General features: G+C 29.0%; 17 protein-coding genes. 4 read left to right on the forward strand and 13 right to left on the reverse strand.

Going from position 1 to position 22,335, the window contains the following annotated elements:
- The 10 genes from FDT66_RS00055 to FDT66_RS00100 form a co-directional block, all read right to left on the reverse strand.
- Positions 1-1,038: an o-succinylbenzoate synthase gene (locus FDT66_RS00055; RefSeq protein ID WP_138534113.1), complete on the reverse strand. Its 1,038-nt coding sequence runs from the start codon at positions 1,036-1,038 to the stop codon at positions 1-3.
- A 35-nt stretch (positions 1,039-1,073) separates the two neighbouring features.
- The gene (locus FDT66_RS00060; protein WP_138534114.1) at positions 1,074-1,598 is read right to left on the reverse strand and encodes an SRPBCC family protein; all 525 of its coding nucleotides are present in this window, start codon (positions 1,596-1,598) and stop codon (positions 1,074-1,076) included.
- Positions 1,599-1,610: 12 nt separating this feature from the next.
- A complete protein-coding gene (gene menA, locus FDT66_RS00065; RefSeq protein ID WP_138534115.1) occupies positions 1,611-2,555 on the reverse strand; it encodes a 1,4-dihydroxy-2-naphthoate octaprenyltransferase in 945 nt (314 codons plus the stop codon).
- Positions 2,546-4,045: a PH domain-containing protein gene (locus tag FDT66_RS00070; protein WP_138534116.1), complete on the reverse strand. Its 1,500-nt coding sequence runs from the start codon at positions 4,043-4,045 to the stop codon at positions 2,546-2,548. The genes menA and FDT66_RS00070 overlap by 10 nt, the downstream gene beginning before the upstream one ends.
- Entirely contained in the window at positions 4,038-4,547 is a 510-nt protein-coding gene (locus FDT66_RS00075; RefSeq protein WP_138534117.1) for a PH domain-containing protein, read from the reverse strand. The genes FDT66_RS00070 and FDT66_RS00075 overlap by 8 nt, the downstream gene beginning before the upstream one ends.
- A gap of 9 nt (positions 4,548-4,556) precedes the next feature.
- On the reverse strand, positions 4,557-4,937 hold the full coding sequence (locus FDT66_RS00080) for an SPOR domain-containing protein (RefSeq protein WP_138534118.1): 381 nt from the start codon (positions 4,935-4,937) through the stop codon (positions 4,557-4,559).
- 1 nt (position 4,938) lies between these two features.
- Positions 4,939-5,718 carry a (Fe-S)-binding protein gene (locus tag FDT66_RS00085; RefSeq protein WP_138534119.1) on the reverse strand — a complete coding sequence of 260 codons (780 nt, stop codon included), beginning with the start codon at positions 5,716-5,718 and terminating at the stop codon, positions 4,939-4,941.
- A gap of 74 nt (positions 5,719-5,792) precedes the next feature.
- Positions 5,793-7,109: a (Fe-S)-binding protein gene (locus tag FDT66_RS00090; RefSeq protein ID WP_138534120.1), complete on the reverse strand. Its 1,317-nt coding sequence runs from the start codon at positions 7,107-7,109 to the stop codon at positions 5,793-5,795.
- A gap of 18 nt (positions 7,110-7,127) precedes the next feature.
- Positions 7,128-8,081: an MlaD family protein gene (locus FDT66_RS00095; protein ID WP_138534121.1), complete on the reverse strand. Its 954-nt coding sequence runs from the start codon at positions 8,079-8,081 to the stop codon at positions 7,128-7,130.
- Between the two features lie 55 nt (positions 8,082-8,136).
- Entirely contained in the window at positions 8,137-9,237 is a 1,101-nt protein-coding gene (locus FDT66_RS00100; protein WP_138534122.1) for an N-acetylmuramoyl-L-alanine amidase family protein, read from the reverse strand.
- Positions 9,238-9,328: 91 nt separating this feature from the next.
- On the opposite strand from FDT66_RS00100, the gene FDT66_RS00105 reads away from it, so the two are divergent.
- Both FDT66_RS00105 and FDT66_RS00110 read left to right on the forward strand, forming a co-directional pair.
- Positions 9,329-12,025, forward strand: a complete 2,697-nt coding sequence (locus FDT66_RS00105; protein ID WP_171032282.1) for a putative LPS assembly protein LptD — start codon at positions 9,329-9,331, stop codon at positions 12,023-12,025.
- 80 nt (positions 12,026-12,105) lie between these two features.
- Positions 12,106-12,486 carry a Rid family detoxifying hydrolase gene (locus FDT66_RS00110; RefSeq protein WP_138534123.1) on the forward strand — a complete coding sequence of 127 codons (381 nt, stop codon included), beginning with the start codon at positions 12,106-12,108 and terminating at the stop codon, positions 12,484-12,486.
- A gap of 76 nt (positions 12,487-12,562) precedes the next feature.
- Here FDT66_RS00110 and gap read toward each other — a convergent pair whose 3' ends face one another.
- From gap to FDT66_RS00125, 3 genes are all read right to left on the reverse strand, one after another.
- Positions 12,563-13,564 (reverse strand): type I glyceraldehyde-3-phosphate dehydrogenase, encoded by a 1,002-nt coding sequence (gap, locus tag FDT66_RS00115; RefSeq protein WP_138534124.1) that lies wholly within the window; start codon positions 13,562-13,564, stop codon positions 12,563-12,565.
- A gap of 28 nt (positions 13,565-13,592) precedes the next feature.
- Positions 13,593-14,579 (reverse strand): 6-phosphofructokinase, encoded by a 987-nt coding sequence (gene pfkA, locus FDT66_RS00120; RefSeq protein ID WP_171032303.1) that lies wholly within the window; start codon positions 14,577-14,579, stop codon positions 13,593-13,595.
- 222 nt (positions 14,580-14,801) lie between these two features.
- A complete protein-coding gene (locus tag FDT66_RS00125; protein WP_246034716.1) occupies positions 14,802-19,226 on the reverse strand; it encodes a translocation/assembly module TamB domain-containing protein in 4,425 nt (1,474 codons plus the stop codon).
- Positions 19,227-19,426: 200 nt separating this feature from the next.
- Here FDT66_RS00125 and tsaD point away from each other — a divergent pair, with 200 nt between their 5' ends.
- Both tsaD and FDT66_RS00135 read left to right on the forward strand, forming a co-directional pair.
- Positions 19,427-20,452, forward strand: coding sequence for a tRNA (adenosine(37)-N6)-threonylcarbamoyltransferase complex transferase subunit TsaD (tsaD, locus tag FDT66_RS00130; RefSeq protein WP_138534127.1), 1,026 nt, complete (start codon positions 19,427-19,429; stop codon positions 20,450-20,452).
- A 25-nt stretch (positions 20,453-20,477) separates the two neighbouring features.
- Positions 20,478-22,334, forward strand: a complete 1,857-nt coding sequence (locus tag FDT66_RS00135) for an LTA synthase family protein (RefSeq protein WP_138534128.1) — start codon at positions 20,478-20,480, stop codon at positions 22,332-22,334.
- Position 22,335: the final 1 nt, after the last annotated feature.

The following is a 22,335-nucleotide window of genomic DNA, read 5'->3' on the forward strand; positions in this document are numbered from 1 at the left end:
TTATAGATTAAAATTCCAGTTTTTGGATTTATTATATTGTAATGTTCCGTTTTTTACTTCTAAAGGACTATCGAAATTATTTGTAAATAAACTTCCTGTTCCAAGACCTTGTGGCAATTTATTGTTTAATGTATAAGTAAATTGTGCAATGGCATTTAACCCAATATTGCTTTCTAGTGCTGATGTAATCCACCAATTTATAGCTTTATTTTCTGCTAACTGAATCCATTCTTTACTTCCAAAAAATCCGCCAATTAAACTTGGTTTTAAAATAATATATTGTGGATTTATGATTTCTACTACTTGCTTTTTTTCTTCAGATGAAAACACTCCAATTAACTCTTCATCCAAGGCAATTGCTAAAGGTGTTTTTTCGCATAATAAAGCCATTTCTTGCAACTGACCTTGTTTGATGGGTTGTTCTATAGAATGTAAATTTAAAGTTGCTAATTTTTCTAACTTTTGAAGTGCTTCTTCTGGTTTAAACGCTCCATTTGCATCAACTCGTAACTCAATTTCGTCTGCTGAAAACTCATTTCTTATGGATTTTAATAAATTGATTTCTTCATCAAAATTTATGGCACCAATTTTCATCTTAATACAAGAAAAACCTGTTTTTAGTTTTTCTTTAATTTGTGCTTTCATAAAGTTTTTATCTCCCATCCAAACCAAGCCATTTATTGAAATTACTTGATTTCCTTTCGTGAATTCAGAAGGAAATAACTCAAATTGATGATTACTTTTCAAGGATAAAAATGCCTGTTCTAAACCAAATTGAATAGATGGATAGTGATTGACTTTTAGTAATAATTTTTCTAAGCCTAAATTGATGTTTTTACAAACCCATTTTAATTTTTCTTCATAATTTGGAACATCGTCAATGCTTAAACCTCTAAATAAACCAGTTTCTCCAACTCCTGTTTTGTTATTTTCTTCTAAAAAAATAAACCAAGTTTCTTTTGTTTTTAAAATTCCGCGAGAAGTTCCACTTGGATTTTTAAAATTGAGAATGTATTTTTTGTACGTTGCTTTTATCAAAGTAAAATTGTTGCTAAATTATAGAAAAACTGTTATTACTGGTTTTTTTCTTCTTCAATATACTTTTTAAAATTATTTAAATAGCTTTGATCTTGTTCTTGAAAAGTACTTTTAAAATATGGAAATAAACACGCCATAATGTAAGAGTCACTCTTACAACTTGCGCTTAGCGTAATGGTTGTTGTATTATTTTCATCGGTAAAAATATAATCGTCCTTTTTTAACATGTTTTCGGCATCAAAAAACAAAGTAACCTTTTCATTAGGTACGTATGCCATAATTTTTTCAGTCATTTTTATTTCTTGACCTTGAGTTAAAACTACTACATCATAAATACTACCTGTTATACCTGGATTTTTATTAATTGTTGTTACTGATTGAACTTCTGGAATCCAATTTTTAACACTGTCAATTTTTATAAATGCATCAAAAACCTCTTCAACAGGTTTATTTACAGAAACTGTTGCTGTGTATTTTGTTTCTTTTACAACCAAACCTGTCACAAAAAAGGCTAAAACCAGCACTGTAATAATGCCTAAAATTATTTTTATTGCTTTCATAAATATTATCTTTTAAAATACTGTTTGCCCTACTGCAAATAGTATTGCAAACAAAAATGTACTGAGTGCTACTTTTTTTAATTCACTGTCTAATGCTGCAGGAATCTTATTTTCTGCAACCGTTTTTACATTTTTAATCAAAGGTACAAACGCAATTAAAAATACCAATTGATAAATGGATTTAAAATTTAAAAACACGTAAATTAAAGTTGTTATTAATGCTCCAAAAATTAAAAAATAATGGTATTTTTTTGCTTTTTGGAAGCCTAATTTTACAACCAATGTATTTTTATTGTTTTTTTCATCCTCTTCTCTATCTCTTAAATTATTCAAATTTAAAACTGCTGTACTTAACAAACCTATAGAAATTGCTGGTAAAAATATTTTAAAGTCGATTTGTTTTGTATATAAAAAATAACTTCCAACAACACTTAATAAACCAAAAAACAGAAATACAAAAACATCACCAAAACCACTGTAACCATAAGCTGAGTTACCTACTGTGTATTTTATAGCTGCTGCAATAGAGGCTATTCCTAAAACAAAAAATAAGATGGAATATCCAAAGTTTTCAATCCCAAATGCAACATAAATTAAAAGTAAAGCAATAATTAATGTGATGATTGTGGTAATTATCATTGCCATTTTCATTTGTTTTGGTGTGATGGCTCCAGAAGAAACCATACGTGCTTCTCCTGTTCTATTTTTGTCTGAACCTTTAATACCATCACCATAATCATTCGCAAAGTTTGATAAAACTTGAAAACCAATGGTGGTTAAAATTGCTAACCAGAAAATTTCAGAAGTCAATACTGAAGGATAACCAAAACATCCCCAAAAACTATCTGAATGCATTAAAGAAAAATGATTTCCCAAAATACTTCCCACAATAATTCCAGAAACAGACAAAGGTAAAGTTCGTAAACGTGCTGCTTTTATAAAACTTTTTACATCCATGATTTTTGGCTTGTTTCAATTTTAAACAATGTATAATTATATATTTTTAATGCTTTTTCCATTGAAATACAAGGAATTTTAATTTTACCTGATGCTGTTTGAAAAACAAGATCTGCCACATTTTTTCTTGCCTGAAAAATGGTTTGCTTCAGTTTTATATTTTGAACTTTAAAAAAAGGCAAATACGTTTTGTGTGTTTCTATACTGCCTTGACCTACCAATAACAATTCCTCACTAAAAAGATAATATCGTTTCTTGTAGGTTTTTTCTATAATCAATATGAAAATTGGTAAAATTACGGCGTTTAACCCAAAAACATAATAATTCTCAAATGCAAAAAACAAGCCCAAGTTTATTACTAAAATTAAAAAGAAACTTCTAAAATACATTCGATATCTAAAATAAGAATCTGGTAAGTTTTTGTCGTAATTTGTTACGTTTTCTTCTGGAAAAAGTAAGTTTTTAATTTCTGAAACCTGTTTGTTTTTACAACCAACAATTTTAATAACCTTTTCTTGTTTTTTATTTACTTTTCCGCTAATTGCTTGTTTGAAAGTAATAAATGAAATACCTAATTTCTTTTTAATTGGATTGCTTGAAATAGTAATGTGCTGTACTTTTCCTTTTTTTAAAATTACTGAGTTTTTTGTTGTTAAGCCTTGATAAATTTCTAACGCATTATTTTTAATGTAAACTGTTAAATTAAAATGTTTTAAAAAAATACGAAATACAGAACTTAATACAGCTATAATTGTTAAAAGTATAAGAAAGCCAACAATTAAAATTACGCTAGACTCTAAAACAGAGGTGTTTTCTGATATAAAACTATCCAACAAATCTCTTTTGCCCAAACCTTTAAAAAGCTCATCTATTTGCTGGTAAAAACCTACTAAAATTGCAAATAAAAGCAGTAAACTTTGTAGATGGTTTTCAGTAAGACTCACTTTTAAAAGTGCCAAAAATCCAACTTTTAAAAAAGGCTTTTCTGCTAAAACAGCTTCTTCTGTAGTTATTTTTTTATCGTAAATAGTAATGGCTTGCTTTAATGCTTTTGCTTCTTTAAAAGACAGTGCTTTAATAGAAATTTCTGCTTTACTAGAACCTGCTGTTTCAATATTTACTTCATGAACATTTATTATTTGTTGAATAATATTTTGTTTGAAGTTTATATTTTGAATTCTATCAAAAGAAATGGAAGTATTTGTTTTACTAATGATTCCTTTTTTTAAAATAAAGTGATTGTTTTCTATTTTAAATTGAAAGTTTTTAAAAATTAAAAAGGCCCTAATAAAAAAGAAAAGTAGTAAGAAACCTACTCCTAAATAAATATAAGTTAACGTGGTTTCTGAAATTTTGGAAAAACGTTGAATGAATAAAAAAAGTAAAATCCAAAAAGCTTTTAATACTTTGTAAAGTAAGTTAATGTAAATTACAAGAATTCCTTTTTTAGATTGCCTTCTAAACTGACTGAAATTTTCTGAATTATCCATCTATTTTATTACTGATGAATTCTTTAATTTCTAAAGCATTTTTACTTAAAAGTCCGCGAATTTTTAAATCGTCACTACTATCACCAGCTGTAAAAACACTTAAAGTTACCAAACCAAAAAAACGAGCAATTGGGCCTTGATCTATTTCCACATGCTGAACTCTGTTAAAAGGAACTGTGGTTAGTTTTTTAAAAAAAATACCATTTTTGTAAGAAATATCTTTTTCTCTAACTGCAAATTTTCTTTTTTTAAAACCAACTATTTTTATGAAAAGGGTAAATACTAAAATTACAGTATATAAAACATATAGCCAAAATTTGTATTCTTTTAGATTGAAAATATCTTTATAAACAGCAAAAAAAACGGCTATAAATAATAGTAAAAAAATAAAAATTGTATTGATTATAATAACGTTTAAATACTTTTTTTCAATATTTTTAAATGTTATTTCTGAAATATCAGGAAAAGAAGTAACTAAAATATTTTGAAAAGAATTTGTCATACAAAAGTATTATTGCAGTGCTTCTTGAATAGAAATAGGATTATTGTTTTTTAAAGCTTGTATAAATGCACCTTTATACTTTTTACGTATTTGGTTTCTAAAATTTTGTGCTTCTAAATAGGTTTCAAAACTACCAATTCTGTACTTTGTGAATGAGTCTTCTTGAAAAACTTGTACATCATTAAGATTTGCTAAAGCTTCATTTTCGTTTTTTAAAGCTGCGATTTGTACAGTAAATACTAGTTTTGGAGCAGTAATAATTTCATCTTTTTCAGGGATTGTAATACTGTCTTTTACTTCTATTTTTTCAATAGGAGCTTCTTCTTTTTTCTCGTTTTTACTACAAGATAAAAAAATGATACAGCAAAATACGAGAAGTAAATTTTTCATCTTATAAATTATTAGCTTCTGCAATTAATTCTGCAATATCTTTAACCGCAACTTCTGCTTCTTTTTCTTTAAATTTAATTCCATCTGTCATCATTGTGTTACAGTAAGGACAACCAGTTGCAATAATTTCTGGTTTGGTTTCTAAAGCATCTTCAGTTCTTAAAACATTAACTTCTTTATCACCAGCTTCTGCATCTTTAAACATTTGTGCACCTCCAGCTCCACAACACAAGGCTGTTCTTTTATTACGTTTCATTTCTGTTAAATTCACACCAAGCCTTCTAATCAAATCTCTTGGTGACTCATAAACTTCATTGGCTCTTCCTAAATAACATGGATCGTGGAAAGTAACTCTTTTTCCTTGTAGAGTATTTTCATCTATATTTAAACGTCCTTCTGAAATTAAATTTTGAATGAATTGTGTATGATGATACACTTCGTATTTACCTCCTAATTCTGGATATTCATTTTTTAAGGTATTGAAGGAATGTGGATCACAAGTAACTATTTTTTTTACTTCGTAACCATTTAACAGTTCAATATTCATCATTGCTTGCATTTGAAACAAGAATTCATTTCCTGCTCTTTTTGCTGCATCTCCTGTAGAAGATTCTTCAGTTCCCAAAACTGCAAAATCTACCTTTGCAGCATGTAATATTTTTACGAATGCTCTTGATATTTTTTTAGCTCTATCGTCATAACTTCCTGCAGCTCCTACCCAAAATAATACTTCTGGTTGTTTGCCTTGAGCCATCATTTCTGCCATTGTTGGTACTGTCATAAATTACAAATTTTTGAATTATGAATTATGAATTGTATTAACTCGTAATTAATAATTGTTAATTGAAAAGTTGTTTATTCTTCTTTAGCCCAATTCAACCTGTCTTGTTGATTGTATTGCCAAGGTGCACCATTGTTTTCGATGTTGGTCATCATCATATTTAATTCTTGTGGTGCTGCACTTTCTTCCATTACTAAATATCTTCTCATATCCATAATTATAGAAAGTGGATCAATATTTACAGGACATTCTTCTACACAAGCATTACAACTTGTACACGCCCATAATTCTTCTGGTTTGATATAATCGTTTAATAATTGCTTTCCATCATCTTTAAAAGTTCCATTATTTTCATCGATATTTCTACCAACTTCTTCCAAACGATCTCTTGTATCCATCATAATTTTACGAGGAGAAAGTTTTTTACCTGTTAAATTTGCTGGACAAGCTGATGTACATCGTCCACATTCTGTACATGTGTAAGCGTTTAGTAGTTGTACCCAATTTAAATCGGTAACTTCACTAGCGCCAAATTTTTCTGGAACTACCTCTTCTGTTCCTGGCTCTGGAGTTGCATAAGGATCTGCATCTGGATCCATCATTAACTTTACTTCGTTGGTTACAGCTTCTAAATTGTTAAACTGTCCTTTTGGTTTTAAATTTGCATAAAACGTGTTTGGAAACGCTAAAAGAATGTGTAAGTGTTTTGAATAATATAAATAATTTAAGAAAACTAATATTCCTAAAATGTGTATCCACCAAGCAGTTCTTTCTATTAAATGTAAACTTTCTGCTGAAAAGCTGTCAAATAAAGGTGCTATAAATTGGCTGATTGGATTTCCAATTCCTGCTTGTTGAAAAGGTACGTCTGTGGCATTCATAACCAAGAACAGTGTCATTAACACCATTTCAAAATATAAAATTAAGTTACCATCTGTTTTTGGCCAACCTTTCATTTCTCTACTTAAAAAACGCTTGATGTTTGCAATATTTCTTCTAGTCCAGAATAATATTACAGCTACAAAAACTAAAGCAGCTAAAATTTCGAATGTTCCTATTAAAAAGCCATAAAAGGCGTCTCCTAAAAACCCTTGAAAAATTCTGTGAGTTCCAAAAAGTCCATCAATTATTATTTCTAAAACTTCAATATTTATAATTATAAAACCTACATATACGATAACGTGCAAAAAACCAGAAAATGGTCTTCTAACCATTTTTGATTGCCCTAATGCAATCTTTATCATGTTTTTCCAACGTTGTGATTTATTATCTGTTCTATCAACATCTTTTCCTAAATTGATGTTTCTAAAAAGTTTACGAATATTAATTGCAAAGAAGCTGATACCAGCTATTAATGCTATTGCAAAAAGTATGTTTGGTAGGTATTGCATGCAAATACTATTTTAAAATTATTCTTTTACTTTTTCCAACTCTTCATAAGGTCCTGGGTTTTTTCCGAAAATAGAAAAATGAACGTATCTTTTTGGATTTAGTTTTATATCTCTTAAAAGTTCTTCCAATTCTTTGGTTGCGGCTTCTAAGTTGTTATACATTTTTTTGTCATTGATTAATTTTGCAATAGAGCCATCACCAGAATTTATTTTTTTAGAAAGCTCATTAAAATTATCGACTGCATTTTCTGCCTTTTGAACAATTTGATTGATATTTACTGTAGTTAAACTGTCTGATAATTTACTGAAATTTTCTGTAATGTTTCTAGTGTTTTCAAAAGTAACTTTTAAATTTTCTTGATTATCTACCACTAAAGAATTTACATGTTGTATCGTACTTCTAATATCTGCAATGGTTGCTGCAAGATTAGATACAGAATTGTTTATACCGTCTACAGTCTCGTCATTTAAAATTTTATTAATACCGCTAAAAAGGGTATCTGCTCTAACTATTACTTTTTCTATTTTCTGTTGCAATGGATTTAAACGCTCTCCAATAGAAGTAAATAAACTTTCTTCCATTTCACCCTGTAAAACATCTCCAGAAACAGCCATTTCGCCTTCATAATTAGGTACAATTGCTAAATTTGAGCCACTTAACGGATTTGGTGAGTAAATTTTTACGATACTTTTTTTAGAAAATTGAAATTCGTTTTCAACAATAAAAGTTACTATTAAATGGCCTCTTTTTTCTTTGGTAGTGTTAAATTCTATTTTATCTACTTTACCTACTTTTAGTCCGTTAATTGTTACTGCACTAGACCTTGTTAAACCTCCAATTTTACCGTATTCAACTTTAAAAATTCGAGTTCCAGTATCAAATAAATTTTGACCTTTCAAAAAATTATAACCCCAAATAAAACCTATAATAATTACAAGTGCTATAAGACCTGTTTTAAATTCTTTTGACATATTTTTTTATTTCTAATACAATATTACTAATATTTTTTAGGAGTAAGCCTTAAATTTACTTCATTTTTAATGCTTCTGTAACAGATATTTTTTCACCACCTTTAAAAGCAACTATAAAAGCAGTTTTATAACCTTTTGATTTTGCAATTTTTAAGGACGCTTTTACCCTATTGAAAGAAGTTGAATTTCCGTAATAATATTTATAAAAAGCTCCAACTTTTACTCTTTCAACATCTTTTAAACCTTTAAAATTATACGGTTTTGTGGCAATATTATTTTTACCAGAAGCTATTTGAACTTTAAATTCTACTTCGTTTGATGCTTTTACACCATCTTCAGTTGTAGCTTCTTCTATAACTGTATTTAATTTTAAATTATTAATATAATTATAAATAGCATCTGCAATTGCTTTTGCCATTTGTGTTTGTCCTTTTTTGGAGTTTAAATACCTACCTTCTTTTTTATTTGTTAAAAAACCAAGTTCTACTAAAACACTCGGCATAATGGTTTCTCTTAAAACTTGAAAATTATCTTGTTTTACTTTACGATCATTTCTTTTTAATTTTAAAGCAAAATTATTTTGAATAATACTTGCTAGAGCTAAACTTTTATCTAAATTTTCTTCTTGCAATAAAGACAATCCAATTACAGACTCTGCAGAGTTAGGGTCAAAACCTTTATAACGATCTTTAAAATTATCTTCTAAAAGAATTACAGCATTTTCTCGCTTGGCAATTTCTAGGTTTTTTTTGTTACCTCTTAACCCTAATACAAAAGTTCCTGCCCCATATGCATTTGAGGTGTGAGAGTCACAATGTATGGATACAAATAAATCAGCTTTAGCGTTGTTGGCAATGTCTCCTCTTTTCCATAATTCTATTTTTACATCTGTTTTTCTTGTGTAAAGAACTTTAATATCTTTATAACGCTTTAAATTTTCGCCAACTTTTAAAGCAACTTTTAAAGCAATATTTTTTTCTTTATAACCGTTTCCTAAATTACCAGGATCTTTTCCACCATGACCAGCATCTAAAACAACTGTATATTTTTTTTGTGAAAACATGCAGTTTGGATTCAGCAAAAAAATAAAAACTGAGAAGAAAAAAAGAAGTTTTCTTTTATTAATAATATTTTTGTGTTTTTGTTGGGATTGCATCAATAAAATTTAATTAATTTTGACAACTATAATTTGAGCTTCAATTATTGAGCCATTTTTTTATTCATTTACAAAAATAGTATTTAAAGCATTGCAAACAAACCTATCATACATACTTTTATTTTGCTGCTTCTTTTTTATAAAGTTTGGGTTTTCTCAAGACATAAAACCAATTAAAAAAACGGTTGTTCCATTAGGTAAAAAAGATACTATTCCTACTTCAAAAATTGATAGTATTTTAAAAATTAAAAATAATGATTTAGCTTTAAAAAAGAAAGATACAACTGTTACAGATTCCATCAAGCCAAAAGAAACTATTGAAGACATTATAACACATGTTGCTACAGACTACACTATACAAGATGCTAAAAATAAAACAGTTACACTTTACAACGAAGCAAACATAACCTATACTGATATTGATTTAAAAGCAGGAATTATTGTTGTTGATTACAAGAAAAACACGCTTTTTGCAAAAGGAATTATTGATAGCACAGGCTATGTACAACGTCCTGTTTTTAAACAGGGTAATGAGGAGTCTGAACAAGATTCAATTATTTACAATTTTAAGAGTAAAAGAGCTATTATTTATGGTTTAAAAACCCAACAAGGTGAAATGTACACCTATGGAGAAAAAACAAAAAGGGTTAATGATTCTACCATTTATATTCGAAAAATACGTTTTACCACGTCTGAAAAAGAAAATCCAGATTATTATATCGCCACAAATAAAGCAAAATTAGTTCCTGGAAAAAAAATTATTGTAGGATCTAGTAATTTGGTTTTGGTGGATATACCAACACCTGTTTTTTTACCTTTTGCTTATTTTCCACTATCAGAAAAAAGTGTTTCTGGTTTTTTAATTCCTGCTTTTGACACCGGTAGTTCTGAAAGAGGTATAGGTTTTCAAAACGGAGGGTATTATTTTGCTATTAGTGATTATGTAGATTTAACTCTTTTAGGTGATGCTTACTCTAATGGAAGTTGGGGCTTTAGGGCAAGTTCTAACTACAACAAAAGATATCGTTTCAATGGATCTTTTAGTTTTAATTTTGAAAATAATATAAATGGTATTCGTGGATTTGACGATTTTGCAAAGTCAAACAACTTTAATGTTCGGTGGTCTCACAATCAAGATTCAAAAGCAAGTCCTAATTCACGATTTACAGCTTCTGTAAACTTAGGAAGTAGTCGTTTTTTTAGAGAAAGTTTAAACCAGGCAAATATTTCACAATCAATAACAAATACTTTTAATAGCTCTATAAACTATAGCAAAACTTTTGTTGGCACTCCTTTTAATATGAATGTTACTGCACAACATCAGCAAAACACAAATACAAATGCTATTACTATGACGTTACCATCTTTAACGTTAAACATGAATAGAGTGTACCCTTTTGCTGGAAAAAATGGCGTAAAGAAAAATCCAATACAAAAAATGGGTTTCAATTACACAATGCAAGGTCAATATTTAATCAATACCAATGAAGATGATTTTTTAACCAGTAAAATGTTTGAAACGGCAAGGTCTGGAATGCAACATAAAACAGGTACAAACACCAATTTAAAAGCATTTAAATACTTTACCATATCGCCAACTGCAAATTACGAAGAATCTTGGAACTTTAATTACATAGAAAAAGAATATGACCCAATTAAAAATGAAGTAAGAACAGACTCTTTACTGGGTTTCAAAACTTTTAGAACCTATAGTTTTGGTACCAGTTTATCAACTAACATTTACGGAACATTTAATATTAACAAAGGAAAGTTAAAAGCAATTAGACATACAATAAGACCCTCTATTTCCTATTCTTATAGACCAGATTTTGGTACAAAATTTATAAGAGAAGTACAACAAAGTGCAAACCCTTTAGATGTACAAAATTATACAATTTTTGATAATAGTTTGTACAGAGCACCTTCTACAGGGTTAAGCAACACTATTGGTATTACTGTAAATAACGTATTAGAAGCAAAAGTGGCTGCTGATGATCCAGATGAAGAGGACAAAAAAATTACTCTCTTAAACAACCTAAATTTTAATACCTCATACAACATTGCTGCAGACAGTTTACGATGGTCTCCTGTAAGTTTTTCTGCAGGTACAAGGTTTTTTAAAGACAAATTAGCTATTAACTTAAATGGTTCTTTAGACCCTTATAAAACGATAAGTTCTAATGGATCCGTTGTTAGAATTAATGAATTTAATCCGAATCTTTTTAGACTAACAAATGCTAGTTTAACTGCAAATTATTCTATTTCTAGTGCCGATTTTAAGAAAAAAGACGCTAAAGATGATAAAAAAGATAAAAACACGACAAACTCAGGAAATAATCCTCCAGACATTATTGGTGGAGATATAAACCCTACAGATAGATTTGGTCCACGAAATAACATTAACTCATCTTCAGAAGATAAAAATAAAACAGCAGAACTTTACAATGCAGACATACCTTGGAGTATCAACTTAGCATATTCTACAACATATTTAAATAATGGTGTTGATGGTGGTGATATTGGTGTTCACAGTTTAATTTTTAGTGGAAATTTAGAACTATCACCTAAATGGAAAGTTGGATATTCTTCTGGTTACGACTTTAAAGGTGGTGCGTTTACGTTTTCTAGATTTAATTTTACTAGAGATTTAGATAGCTGGCAATTTAATTTCAACTGGGTTCCTTTTGGAACAAACTCTTCTTACACCTTTTTTATTGGTGTAAAATCTTCTGTTTTAGCAGATTTAAAATGGGATAAAAACAAACCACCAGATAGAAGACTTTTTTAAAATAAAGTTTAAGAACTTTTAAAAATGCTATTTTTATAATAAATTTAAAAAGTACATCATCCACCTAAAAAAGAAATTATATGAAAACTATTATCACAACCAAACATGCACCTGCTCCAATTGGACCCTACAATCAAGCTATTTTAACGGGTAACACTTTGTACACTTCTGGACAAATTGCTATCAATCCGAATTCTGGAGAACTTGTTTTAGACAATATTATTTTAGAAACAAAACAAGTTATGGAGAATTTAAAAGAAGTTTTAGCTGCTGCTAAAATGACTTTTGACCATGTTGTGAAAAGCTCTATTTTTATTTCTGATATGAATAATTTTGCAGATATAAATACTGTATATGGTGAGTATTTTGACAATGAAACTGCTCCTGCTAGAGAAACTGTTGAAGTGGCAAACCTACCAAAGTTTGTGAATGTTGAAATTAGTATGATTGCTGTAAAGTAGTATTCAGTATTCAAAACTAAAAAAACCTGATAGAAATAAATCTATCAGGTTTTTAATTTTATTATATTTTTAAATACTATAAAGTATCTGCGTATTCAATTAAATCTACAATTTTAGTAGAGTAACCTATTTCGTTATCATACCAAGAAACAACTTTTACAAAGTTATCATTTAAAGCAATACCAGCTTTTGCATCAAAAATTGACGTTCTTGTATCTCCTACGAAATCTTGAGAAACTACTAAATCTTCAGTATAACCTAAAACACCTTTCATTGGACCACTTTCTGAAGCTGCTTTCATTACTGCACAAATTTCTTCATAAGTTGCTGGTTTTTCTAACTTTACAGTTAAATCTACCACAGAAACATCCATTGTTGGAACTCTAAAAGCCATACCAGTTAATTTACCATTTAAAGCAGGAATTACTTTACCTACTGCTTTTGCTGCTCCTGTAGAAGAAGGAATAATGTTGTGTATTGCTGCTCTACCACCTCTCCAATCTTTCATAGAAGGTCCATCAACTGTTTTTTGAGTAGCTGTAGTTGCATGAACTGTTGTCATTAATCCTTCAACAATACCAAAATTATCGTTTAATACTTTAGAAATTGGTGCTAAACAGTTTGTAGTACAAGATGCGTTAGAAAAAATCTTTTGATCTGCTTTTAATTCTGTATTGTTTACACCCATTACAAACATTGGTGTATGGTCTTTTGATGGTGCAGATAAAACAACTTTTTTGGCACCAGCTTGTAAGTGCTTTCCAGCAGTTTCTTCTGTTAAGAAAAATCCTGTTGATTCTATAACATAATCCACATCTACTTCATTCCACTTTAAGTTTGCTGGATCTCTTTCTGCAGTAATTCTAATTTCGTTTCCGTTCACAACTAATTTACCGTCTTTAACTTCAACAGTTCCATCAAATGCTCCATGAACTGAATCATATTTTAGCATGTAAGCTAAATAATCTACATCTAATAAATCGTTAATTGCTACTACTTGAACGTTATCTCTTGTTACTGATGATCTGAATGCTAATCTTCCAATTCTACCAAATCCGTTAATTCCTACTTTTATCATTTTTTTAATCTTTAATTACTTATTAATTTTATGTAGTCATAATATCAGAAACTCTTAAAAGTTCTTGATTTATTGAGTGACCACCTTTTATTGCTTCTGCAATACTTGTACTTATTACTTCGTTGTTTTTTAAACCTACCATTAAGTTGGTTTTACCGTCTAAAATTAGTTCTACAGATTTTACTCCTAATCTACTTGCTAAAACTCTGTCAAAACAAGATGGAGAACCTCCTCTTTGCATATGCCCTAAAACGGATACTCTTACATCGTATTCTGGTAAGTTTTCTTCAACATATTTTGCTAATTCGTATACGTTTTTTCCAGACCTATCTCCTTCTGCAACTACTACAATACTAGATGATTTACCTGTTCTTCTACTTTTTTTCAGTGATTCTAGCATTCTATCTAATCCTAAATCTTCTTCAGGAATTAAAATTTCTTCTGCTCCTGCTCCAACTCCAGCGTTTAAAGCTATAAAACCAGCATCTCTTCCCATTACTTCAACAAAAAATAGTCTGTTATGAGATGATGCAGTATCTCTAATTTTATCAATTGCTTCTACAGCTGTATTTAAAGCTGTATCATAACCTAAAGTGTGTGAAGTTCCAAAAATATCATTATCTATTGTTCCTGGAATTCCTATAACAGGGAAATTATATTCTTCATTGAAAATAACTGCTCCTGTAAAAGAACCATCACCTCCAATAACAACCATGGCTTCGATTTCATTTTCTTTTAAATGCTCATATGCTTGAGCTCTACCTTCTTTGGTTCTAAAACCTTCAGATCTGGCAGATTTTAAAATAGTACCACCTTTGTTTATGATGTTATTTACGCTTCTTGCAGTTAACTCTATAAAATCGCCTTCTATAAGCCCTTCATAACCTCTATATATTCCTATACAGTTTACTCTGTAATAAGCACATGCCCTTACTACGGATCTAATTGCAGCATTCATTCCTGGAGCATCTCCACCTGAAGTCATTACTGCTATTTTTTTGATTTTCTTCATAATTATATATTGTAAAATTACTGCTTTTTAAGCATTTAAAATAAAAAAACTACGAAATCGTTTTAGACTATTACTCTAAAAATTTGTATGTTTTACAAACCTTTTTTGCTCATAAAACAGTTAGATTTTAAGAGGACCTTTATCTTAATATTTCAATATCAAAAATAAGATATAATTGCTAATTTTTAGTAATTGTAATGTTGCTTAAAATTAATTTTAAAAAATTTAATTACCCTCAAAATTGTCTAAATCTTGATTATCTTTTTGAATAGAATCTTTCACTACAGGTTTCTTTTTAGGTAGTATTCTTTTCTTTTTTGATTTAAGTTTGTTTAGTAGTTCTGATAAGGTATTGAAATTAACTTGATATGAAAGTCCAACTCCTTGTGTGTAACCTTGATCTTCAATCGTGTATTGAATTTCATTTTGACGATTAAAAATTACGCCTCTAAAATTACCTTCTTCGTTTAATAGAATTTCTACTTTCACTTCTCCAATAACACTAGATTGTGTTTTTGTACCTACAGGAACTCCAACTTTTCCGTTAATAATTACACGATCACTAACTCTTGTGCTTACAGATAAATCTACTTGATTATCTATATTTAAACGATCTACATCACTATCTGATTGCCCTTGTTGATAATCTACTCCTAATTGAAATTTACTGTCTGGACTGTTTAACAGGCTTGAAAATGCTGCAGCAATTGCACTTGAAGCTGTATTTGTAATAGTGGCATTTGCATCGAAATTTACTTTATCTGGATTTGTAAAGTTACCAAACGCTAGTAATGAAATGAACTGTGTAGTTTTTTCATTTACATTATTATCATTTAAAATAAATTCTAACTCGTTTGCAATTGTTGGATCTACATTTGAAAGTTGAATATCAAGTTCTTGTTTTGAGTTGAAAAGTCCACCTGTGATTCTTGCCACTAAATCTACTTCAATATTTCTGTTTGAGTTAAAGTTTTCTAACAAAACACCAGGATTTGCTTTTGCCTTGTATATTGCAGTTACATCTAAATTTGCATCTGCTGGATTTCCGTTCCAAGAAACTGTACCTCCTTTTTGTATGATAAACGGTTTGTTTACAATGCCTCCGTATTTAAAATCGTATACACCACTGTCCACCAAATAATCACCATACATATTAAATGTTCCTCTTGTATTTATTTCAATTTGTAAGTTTCCAGAGCCTGTTCCTGTTAATTGACTTCCATACACTTCATCAATTACTACTTGTGCAATAGCGTCTTTTGTTACTTCTAAATCGATATTTAATGTTAAGCCTTTTAACGCTTCTAAAGCAACTTCCTTTTGGCGTTCTTTTACTTTTGTTTCATCTGATTTGAAATGAATTAAGCTAAAACTATCTACAGTTTCTACATCTTTTAAAGGCACCACAAAACGTGTACCTGAATTTGTTTTTGCGTTAACATCTATAGTTAGTCTATCTGTTAAACCTGTAATGCTTGCTGAACCATCAATATAAGCAGTTCCATAATACAGCGCTTCTTCTGTATTTTTAGTATCTAACACCAATAAATTGTCACTTTCTATTTTTAAAGCTAAAAACCATTGTTTGAAATTAGCATGCGAAATACTTCCTTTAAAAATTCCTCTAGTTTTATTTTTGGTATCTAATAATTTAAAATCTTCTAAAATAAATGATTGTTGCATTAGTGAAATGACAGATTCACCCTCAAAATCATAATCTACATTTAAATAAGGGAATTTTAATCCTGCATTTTTTAATGTTAAACTTCCATCCATATCTGGATTGCTAAGAAAACCTCTTAGGGTAAATTCTCCAGAAGCACTACCTCTTAAGGAAGATAAAACATCTTGCCCTAAAGGACTAAAAGCTTCTAATTTAAACTCTTCTAAAAAAACATCTAAATCTATTATTGGTCTTTCTGAAGCAAAATCTAAGGAACCTGTTGCTGCTATGCTTTTTACATTTTCGTTTTCAATTGATAGGTTTACATCATACTTTTCGTAAGAATTGTTTCCTTTTATATTGATGGATAAATTACCTTGTTCGAAATTATTTACTTGAAAATCTTTTACCATTAAAGTGGCTTCTGGTGTATAATTTCCTGCTTTTTGAACAAAGTCTAAATTTCCAGAGAGTGTACCTTTTAAATCTAAACTATCTATTTTGGGCAAAAAGCTTTCTAAATTTACTTTTGTAAAATCTGCTAATAATATTTTATCGTCATTTCCTTTTAAACTTCCTGTAAATTCTATTTTTTGTTCTCCTGAGACTAATTCAAATTGACTAAAATCAAACTCGCCCTTTTTTAAATCGAACGTAACTTTATCTGTATTTAATTGATTTGGATTTATGTTCCAAGTATTTTCTTTATAAATAAATGACGATTTTTCAAAACCTATAACAGATTTTCCTTCTTCATTAAATGTGTAATAGAAATCTAGGTTAAAATCTTCATTATTTTTATTTCCTCCTTTAAAAACAGATTTAAAATTTAGTGTATCGTTTTCTGTTCTGTTTAACAAACTTAATTTGGAAACATTATAATAAGGTGTATTTACTTCTGAAGCTGATAAAAACGTGTTGTACAGAGGGTTTTGATTATCTGTTCTTAACAAAATATCTTTTACTTCGTTTCCGTAAGCATCTATTCTTGGTGATGAAATGGTGAGTTTAAAAACGTTATTATCTGCATTTATTTTTCCTTTAACTTTTGTATTGTCATCTATAGAAATTGATGGAAAAAATACGTTTATAATTTTATTGAAAACTGTAAAATTAAAATCTAAGTATTGATTTGGTGCAACATCATAAGGTTTGTAGTTTGTATAAATACTACCCAAAGCGTTCTGTGCAACATTGGGTAATTCTTCAAATGAAAATTTACCTGAAATTGAACCACTTGCAATGTCTTCGGAAACAACTTCAATTGTTTTAATACTATCTTTTAATGAAGATGTAATATCAAACTCTTTAAAATCATATTCTTTTTTCTCATTTGTATATAATACGTTTCTAAAAGTGGCTTTTCCTACAATGTCATCTAAATCATTTCCTTCTACATCTAATTTTATGTTTCCTTTTACAATTGAAATACTATCTCTAGTAAACAAATTTGTTTTCTTTAAGTTTAAGTAAGCTATATTTGAATTAAAATCGAACTTATTAGTTTTTGAAGATAAATCTGCCAAACCATTAAATTCCATCTTAAAATTTTCATCATCAATTAATAGTTCTCCATCAAATTTATTATTTTGATATTGGCCATTCGCAACTATATTTTTATATGGATACTCTTTGAAATTAAATTCAGAAATTGTTCCTTTAAATTTTGTGTTTATGTTTGATAATTTAAAACCACTTCCATTTACATCGCCTTTTAAAGAAACGTTTCCAAAAAGTGGATCATTTAAAAATTTACCTACATTAAAATTAATTAACTCTAAGCTACCAATGTAATTTGCTGTATCTATAGCATCAATATTTTCTATTTCTAAGTCTGTGACTACACCTCCAATTTGCGACTTCATATTTACAGTTGCGCTCATTTGTGTTGGTGTAACTTTTACATTTCCTCTTGCAGAAAACCTTCCAAACTTACCAAATTCACTAGGTATATTTTTTCCTAAAACATTGGGCATTATATTTTTTAAATCTCTGTAAGTTCCTGTTAAGTTGTTTAAATTTCCTTCGAAAATAAAACCTCTTTCCACATCAACAGCATTTACAAATGCTAAGTCTCCAAAAGCCCTGATACCTTTTTGAGTGGCTAATCTTAGTTTTTTGAGTTCAAAATTATTTAAAGTTCCGAGCATATTTCCATCAAAAGAAATAACATCATCTCCATTTAACTCATTGTAAAACTTTTTTAAATCAGATACTTTTAATTGACTTTTTTTAAAATCTGCTTTTATTTTCACTTTATCTACAAAACTGGTTAAATCTTCTCTTTTGTATGTAAATAAAATATCACCATAAACATTTGATTGTTTGGTTTGCAATGTGGTATTTTCAAATTTCATTGCACTTCTGGTAAAAGTGTAATTTGTAGTTAAATTTATAACTTCTAAACCTAAGTTGGTTACAAAGTACAAGCCTCTTGTATTTGTTGAAAAGTTAGAGCCTACAATGGATAGATCTTGCAAGTTTCCACCTGTTTTTGAGGCTGAAAATGTTAATGGATCTTGCTTATTAAAATCAATCAATTTAAAATCTAAATCTTGTACATACACATTTGCTGCCTTTAAAGTAAATGGAGGTTTTAAAGAGTCTTGTGGAGAATCGTCTTTAAAGCTATCAATAAAAATAGCCATGTTATCATCCTTTTCACCTTTGTACGTTTTCATGTAATAGTAAGCTCCGTCTATTGAAATATCACCTAATAAATATTCGTTATTTAATATTTTTTTTGCGTTTAAAATAGATGTACTTAAGCTATTTACAAAAATTAAAGTGTCTTTATGATGATCTTTAATTTGTATATCTTTTAACTCTACACTACCTAAAAACGAAAGGTTTATTTTACCTACTTTTAAGTTGGTGCCATAATCTTCATTTATTCTTTTGGTAGCGTAGTTACCTAGTTTGGTTTGTACGAAAGAGGTAGATAATAAAATACTTATAAACAGCAAAAAGAGTACTAAATACCCCAACCATTTAACTATTTTTTTACCTATGTTTTTGATGACAACTATATTTTAAAGAAACTGCAATTATTGAATGAAAATTAATCAAAAATATTGCCAATTCTTACAAAGAACGTGCAAATTTAACAAAGAATTTAATTTCTAATCTTAAAAAAGCAACATCTACCTAAAATAATACTTAATTTTGTGGCTCATTAATTTAATTTATGGAAAAACCAGTTTATATTTTAGGGATAGAGTCTTCTTGCGACGATACAAGTGCTTCTGTAATTTGTGATGCTAAAGTTTTAAGCAATGTAGTTGCAAACCAAGAAGTGCACTCTAAATATGGTGGTGTTGTACCAGAATTGGCCTCTAGAGCTCATCAACAAAATATTGTTCCTGTAGTACAACAAGCCATAGAAAAAGCGAATATTACAAAAGAAGACTTATCTGCAATTGCATTTACGAGAGGTCCTGGTTTAATGGGTTCGTTATTAGTTGGAACTTCTTTTGCAAAATCTTTGGCTTTGGGTTTAGAGATTCCTTTAATTGACGTAAATCATATGCAGGCACATATTTTGGCTCATTTTATACATGATAATGAAAATAAAACGCCTCCTTTTCCATTTATTTGTTTAACCATAAGTGGTGGTCATACACAAATTGTAAAAATTACCAATTATTTTGAAATGGAAATTTTAGGTGAAACTATAGATGATGCTGTTGGAGAAGCTTTTGATAAATCTGCAAAAATTTTAGGCTTACCTTATCCTGGAGGTCCTTTAATTGATAAATATGCACAATTAGGAAATCCAAAAGCGTTTCCTTTTACAAAACCAAAAGTGGGCGATTTGGATTTTAGTTTTAGTGGTTTAAAAACAGGAATTTTATATTTTATTCAGAAACAACAGCGTATAAATGCTAATTTTATTGAAGAAAATTTACATGATATTTGTGCTTCTATACAATATACAATTGTAGAAATTTTAATGGAAAAGCTTAGAAATGCTGTAAAGCAAACTGATATTAAACATATTGCCATTGCTGGTGGTGTTTCCGCAAATTCTGAAATTAGAAAACGTTTACAGTTAGCCGAAAAACATTTTGGATGGACCACTTATATTCCAAAATTCGAATACACAACAGATAATGCTGCAATGATTGCTATTACTGGATATTTAAAATATTTGAATAACGATTATTCCAATGTTTCTGTAACTGCAAAAGCACGCTTAAAAGTTACTGAATAACATTAAAAAAGGACTTATTTTATTTATGAAAAGCATAAAAAACAGACTTCTATTCAACTTAACTTACTTTTTTCTTTGGGTGAGTTATTTTGTATTTGCACGTTTATTTTTTCTGCTTTTTAATTTTGATAAAACCAAAGAGTTAGACATTGTTACAATTCTTAAAACATTCGTTTATGGCTTAAGATTAGATTGTTCTTTTGCTTCCTATTTAAGCATCATTCCTTTTTTACTAATTATTTTTACAATATTTTTTCAACCTAAAATAATCGAAAAAATTATAAAATATTACTCATATATTTTAATTGTTTTAGTAACTATTTTTCTATTATTAGATGTTGGTTTATATGAAGCTTGGGGTGTTCGTTTAGACACTACTTTCTTTACATATTTAAATACTCCAGAAGTAATGTTGGCTTCTGTTTCTAGTTTTCAAATAATTTTAGGAACTTTATTTTTAGTGATATTTTCTTTCATTTTTATCAAATGGTTTCAAAAAAACATTCATTTAAAAATGAAAAACATTAACAAAGGAAGTTGGCTACAAACACCTTTGTTTTTAATAATAACTGCAGTTTTAATCATTCCATTAAGAGGTGGTTTACAAACAATACCTGTAAACCAAAGCAATGTTTATTTTTCTGACAAGATGTTTGCAAACCACGCAGCTATTAACTTTATTTGGAACTTTTTTAATGTGCTTTCTCATAAATCGGATACTGGAAATCCTTACAAGTTTTTTGATGATGATGTCGCAAAAAAAATCATTTCAAAAAGAAAAAACACTCTTTTAACAGCCTCAAAAGACAGTATTTTAAACACCACAAAACCAAACGTTATTTTAATAATTTGGGAAAGTTTAACTGCAAAAGTGGTAGGTTCTTTGGGTGGAGAACCACATGTTACTGAAAATTTGAATAGACTCTCTAAAGAAGGAGTTTTGTTTACAAATTTTTATGCAAATGGAGACAGAACAGACAAAGGAATTCCTGCTATTTTAAGTGGTTATTATCCACAACCCACAAAAAGCATTATGAAAATGCCTAATAAAACAAGAAGTTTACCAATGTTGCCTCAAAAAATGATTAATTTGGGCTACAAAACTTCTTTTTATCATGGAGGAGATTTAAATTTCGGAAATATGAATACGTATTTACGAAATTCTGGAATTACGGATTTTGTTGACGGAGATGATTTCGATAAAAAAGATTGGAACTCAAAATGGGGCGCACATGATCATGTTTTTATGAAGCGTTTTACTGATGATTTAAGAGGTATGCAAAAAGAACCTTTTTTTAAAATTGCATTAACGCTCACAAGCCACGAACCTTATGAAATTATTGGCGATTACAAATTCGGAAAAGACACAAATGAAAATAAATTTAGAAGTGCACACGCCTATACAGATCAAGTGATTGGAGATTTTATAGAAAATGCAAAAAAACAACCTTGGTATAAAAACACCTTAATAATAATTCTTTCTGATCACGGACATCGTTCTCCAAAACACGAAGGTGTTTTTAATTCTCCTAAGAAATTTAAAATACCAATGTTGTGGTTGGGTGGCGCTTTGCAACAAAAAGGCATTGAAATTAATAATATTTCTTCGCAAATAGATTTGCCTTTTACTTTGTTAGATTTATTAAATGGAGATAATACTGACTTCAGTTTTAGCAAGAACATTTTTAATAATTCCAGCAAACAATATGCACATTATATCTTTAATAATGGTTTTGGAACTTATACAAAAAACGGTTTATTTGTGTACGATTTTACAAGTAATAAAACTATCTTAGAAAGAGGAAAGGAAACTTCTCAATTAGATTCTTTAGGAAAAGCGATTTCCCAAAATGCGTATCAAGATTTTTTAGATAGAAAATAGC

It is taken from the genome of Polaribacter aestuariivivens (assembly GCF_005885675.1).
GTDB classification, from domain to species: domain Bacteria; phylum Bacteroidota; class Bacteroidia; order Flavobacteriales; family Flavobacteriaceae; genus Polaribacter; species Polaribacter aestuariivivens.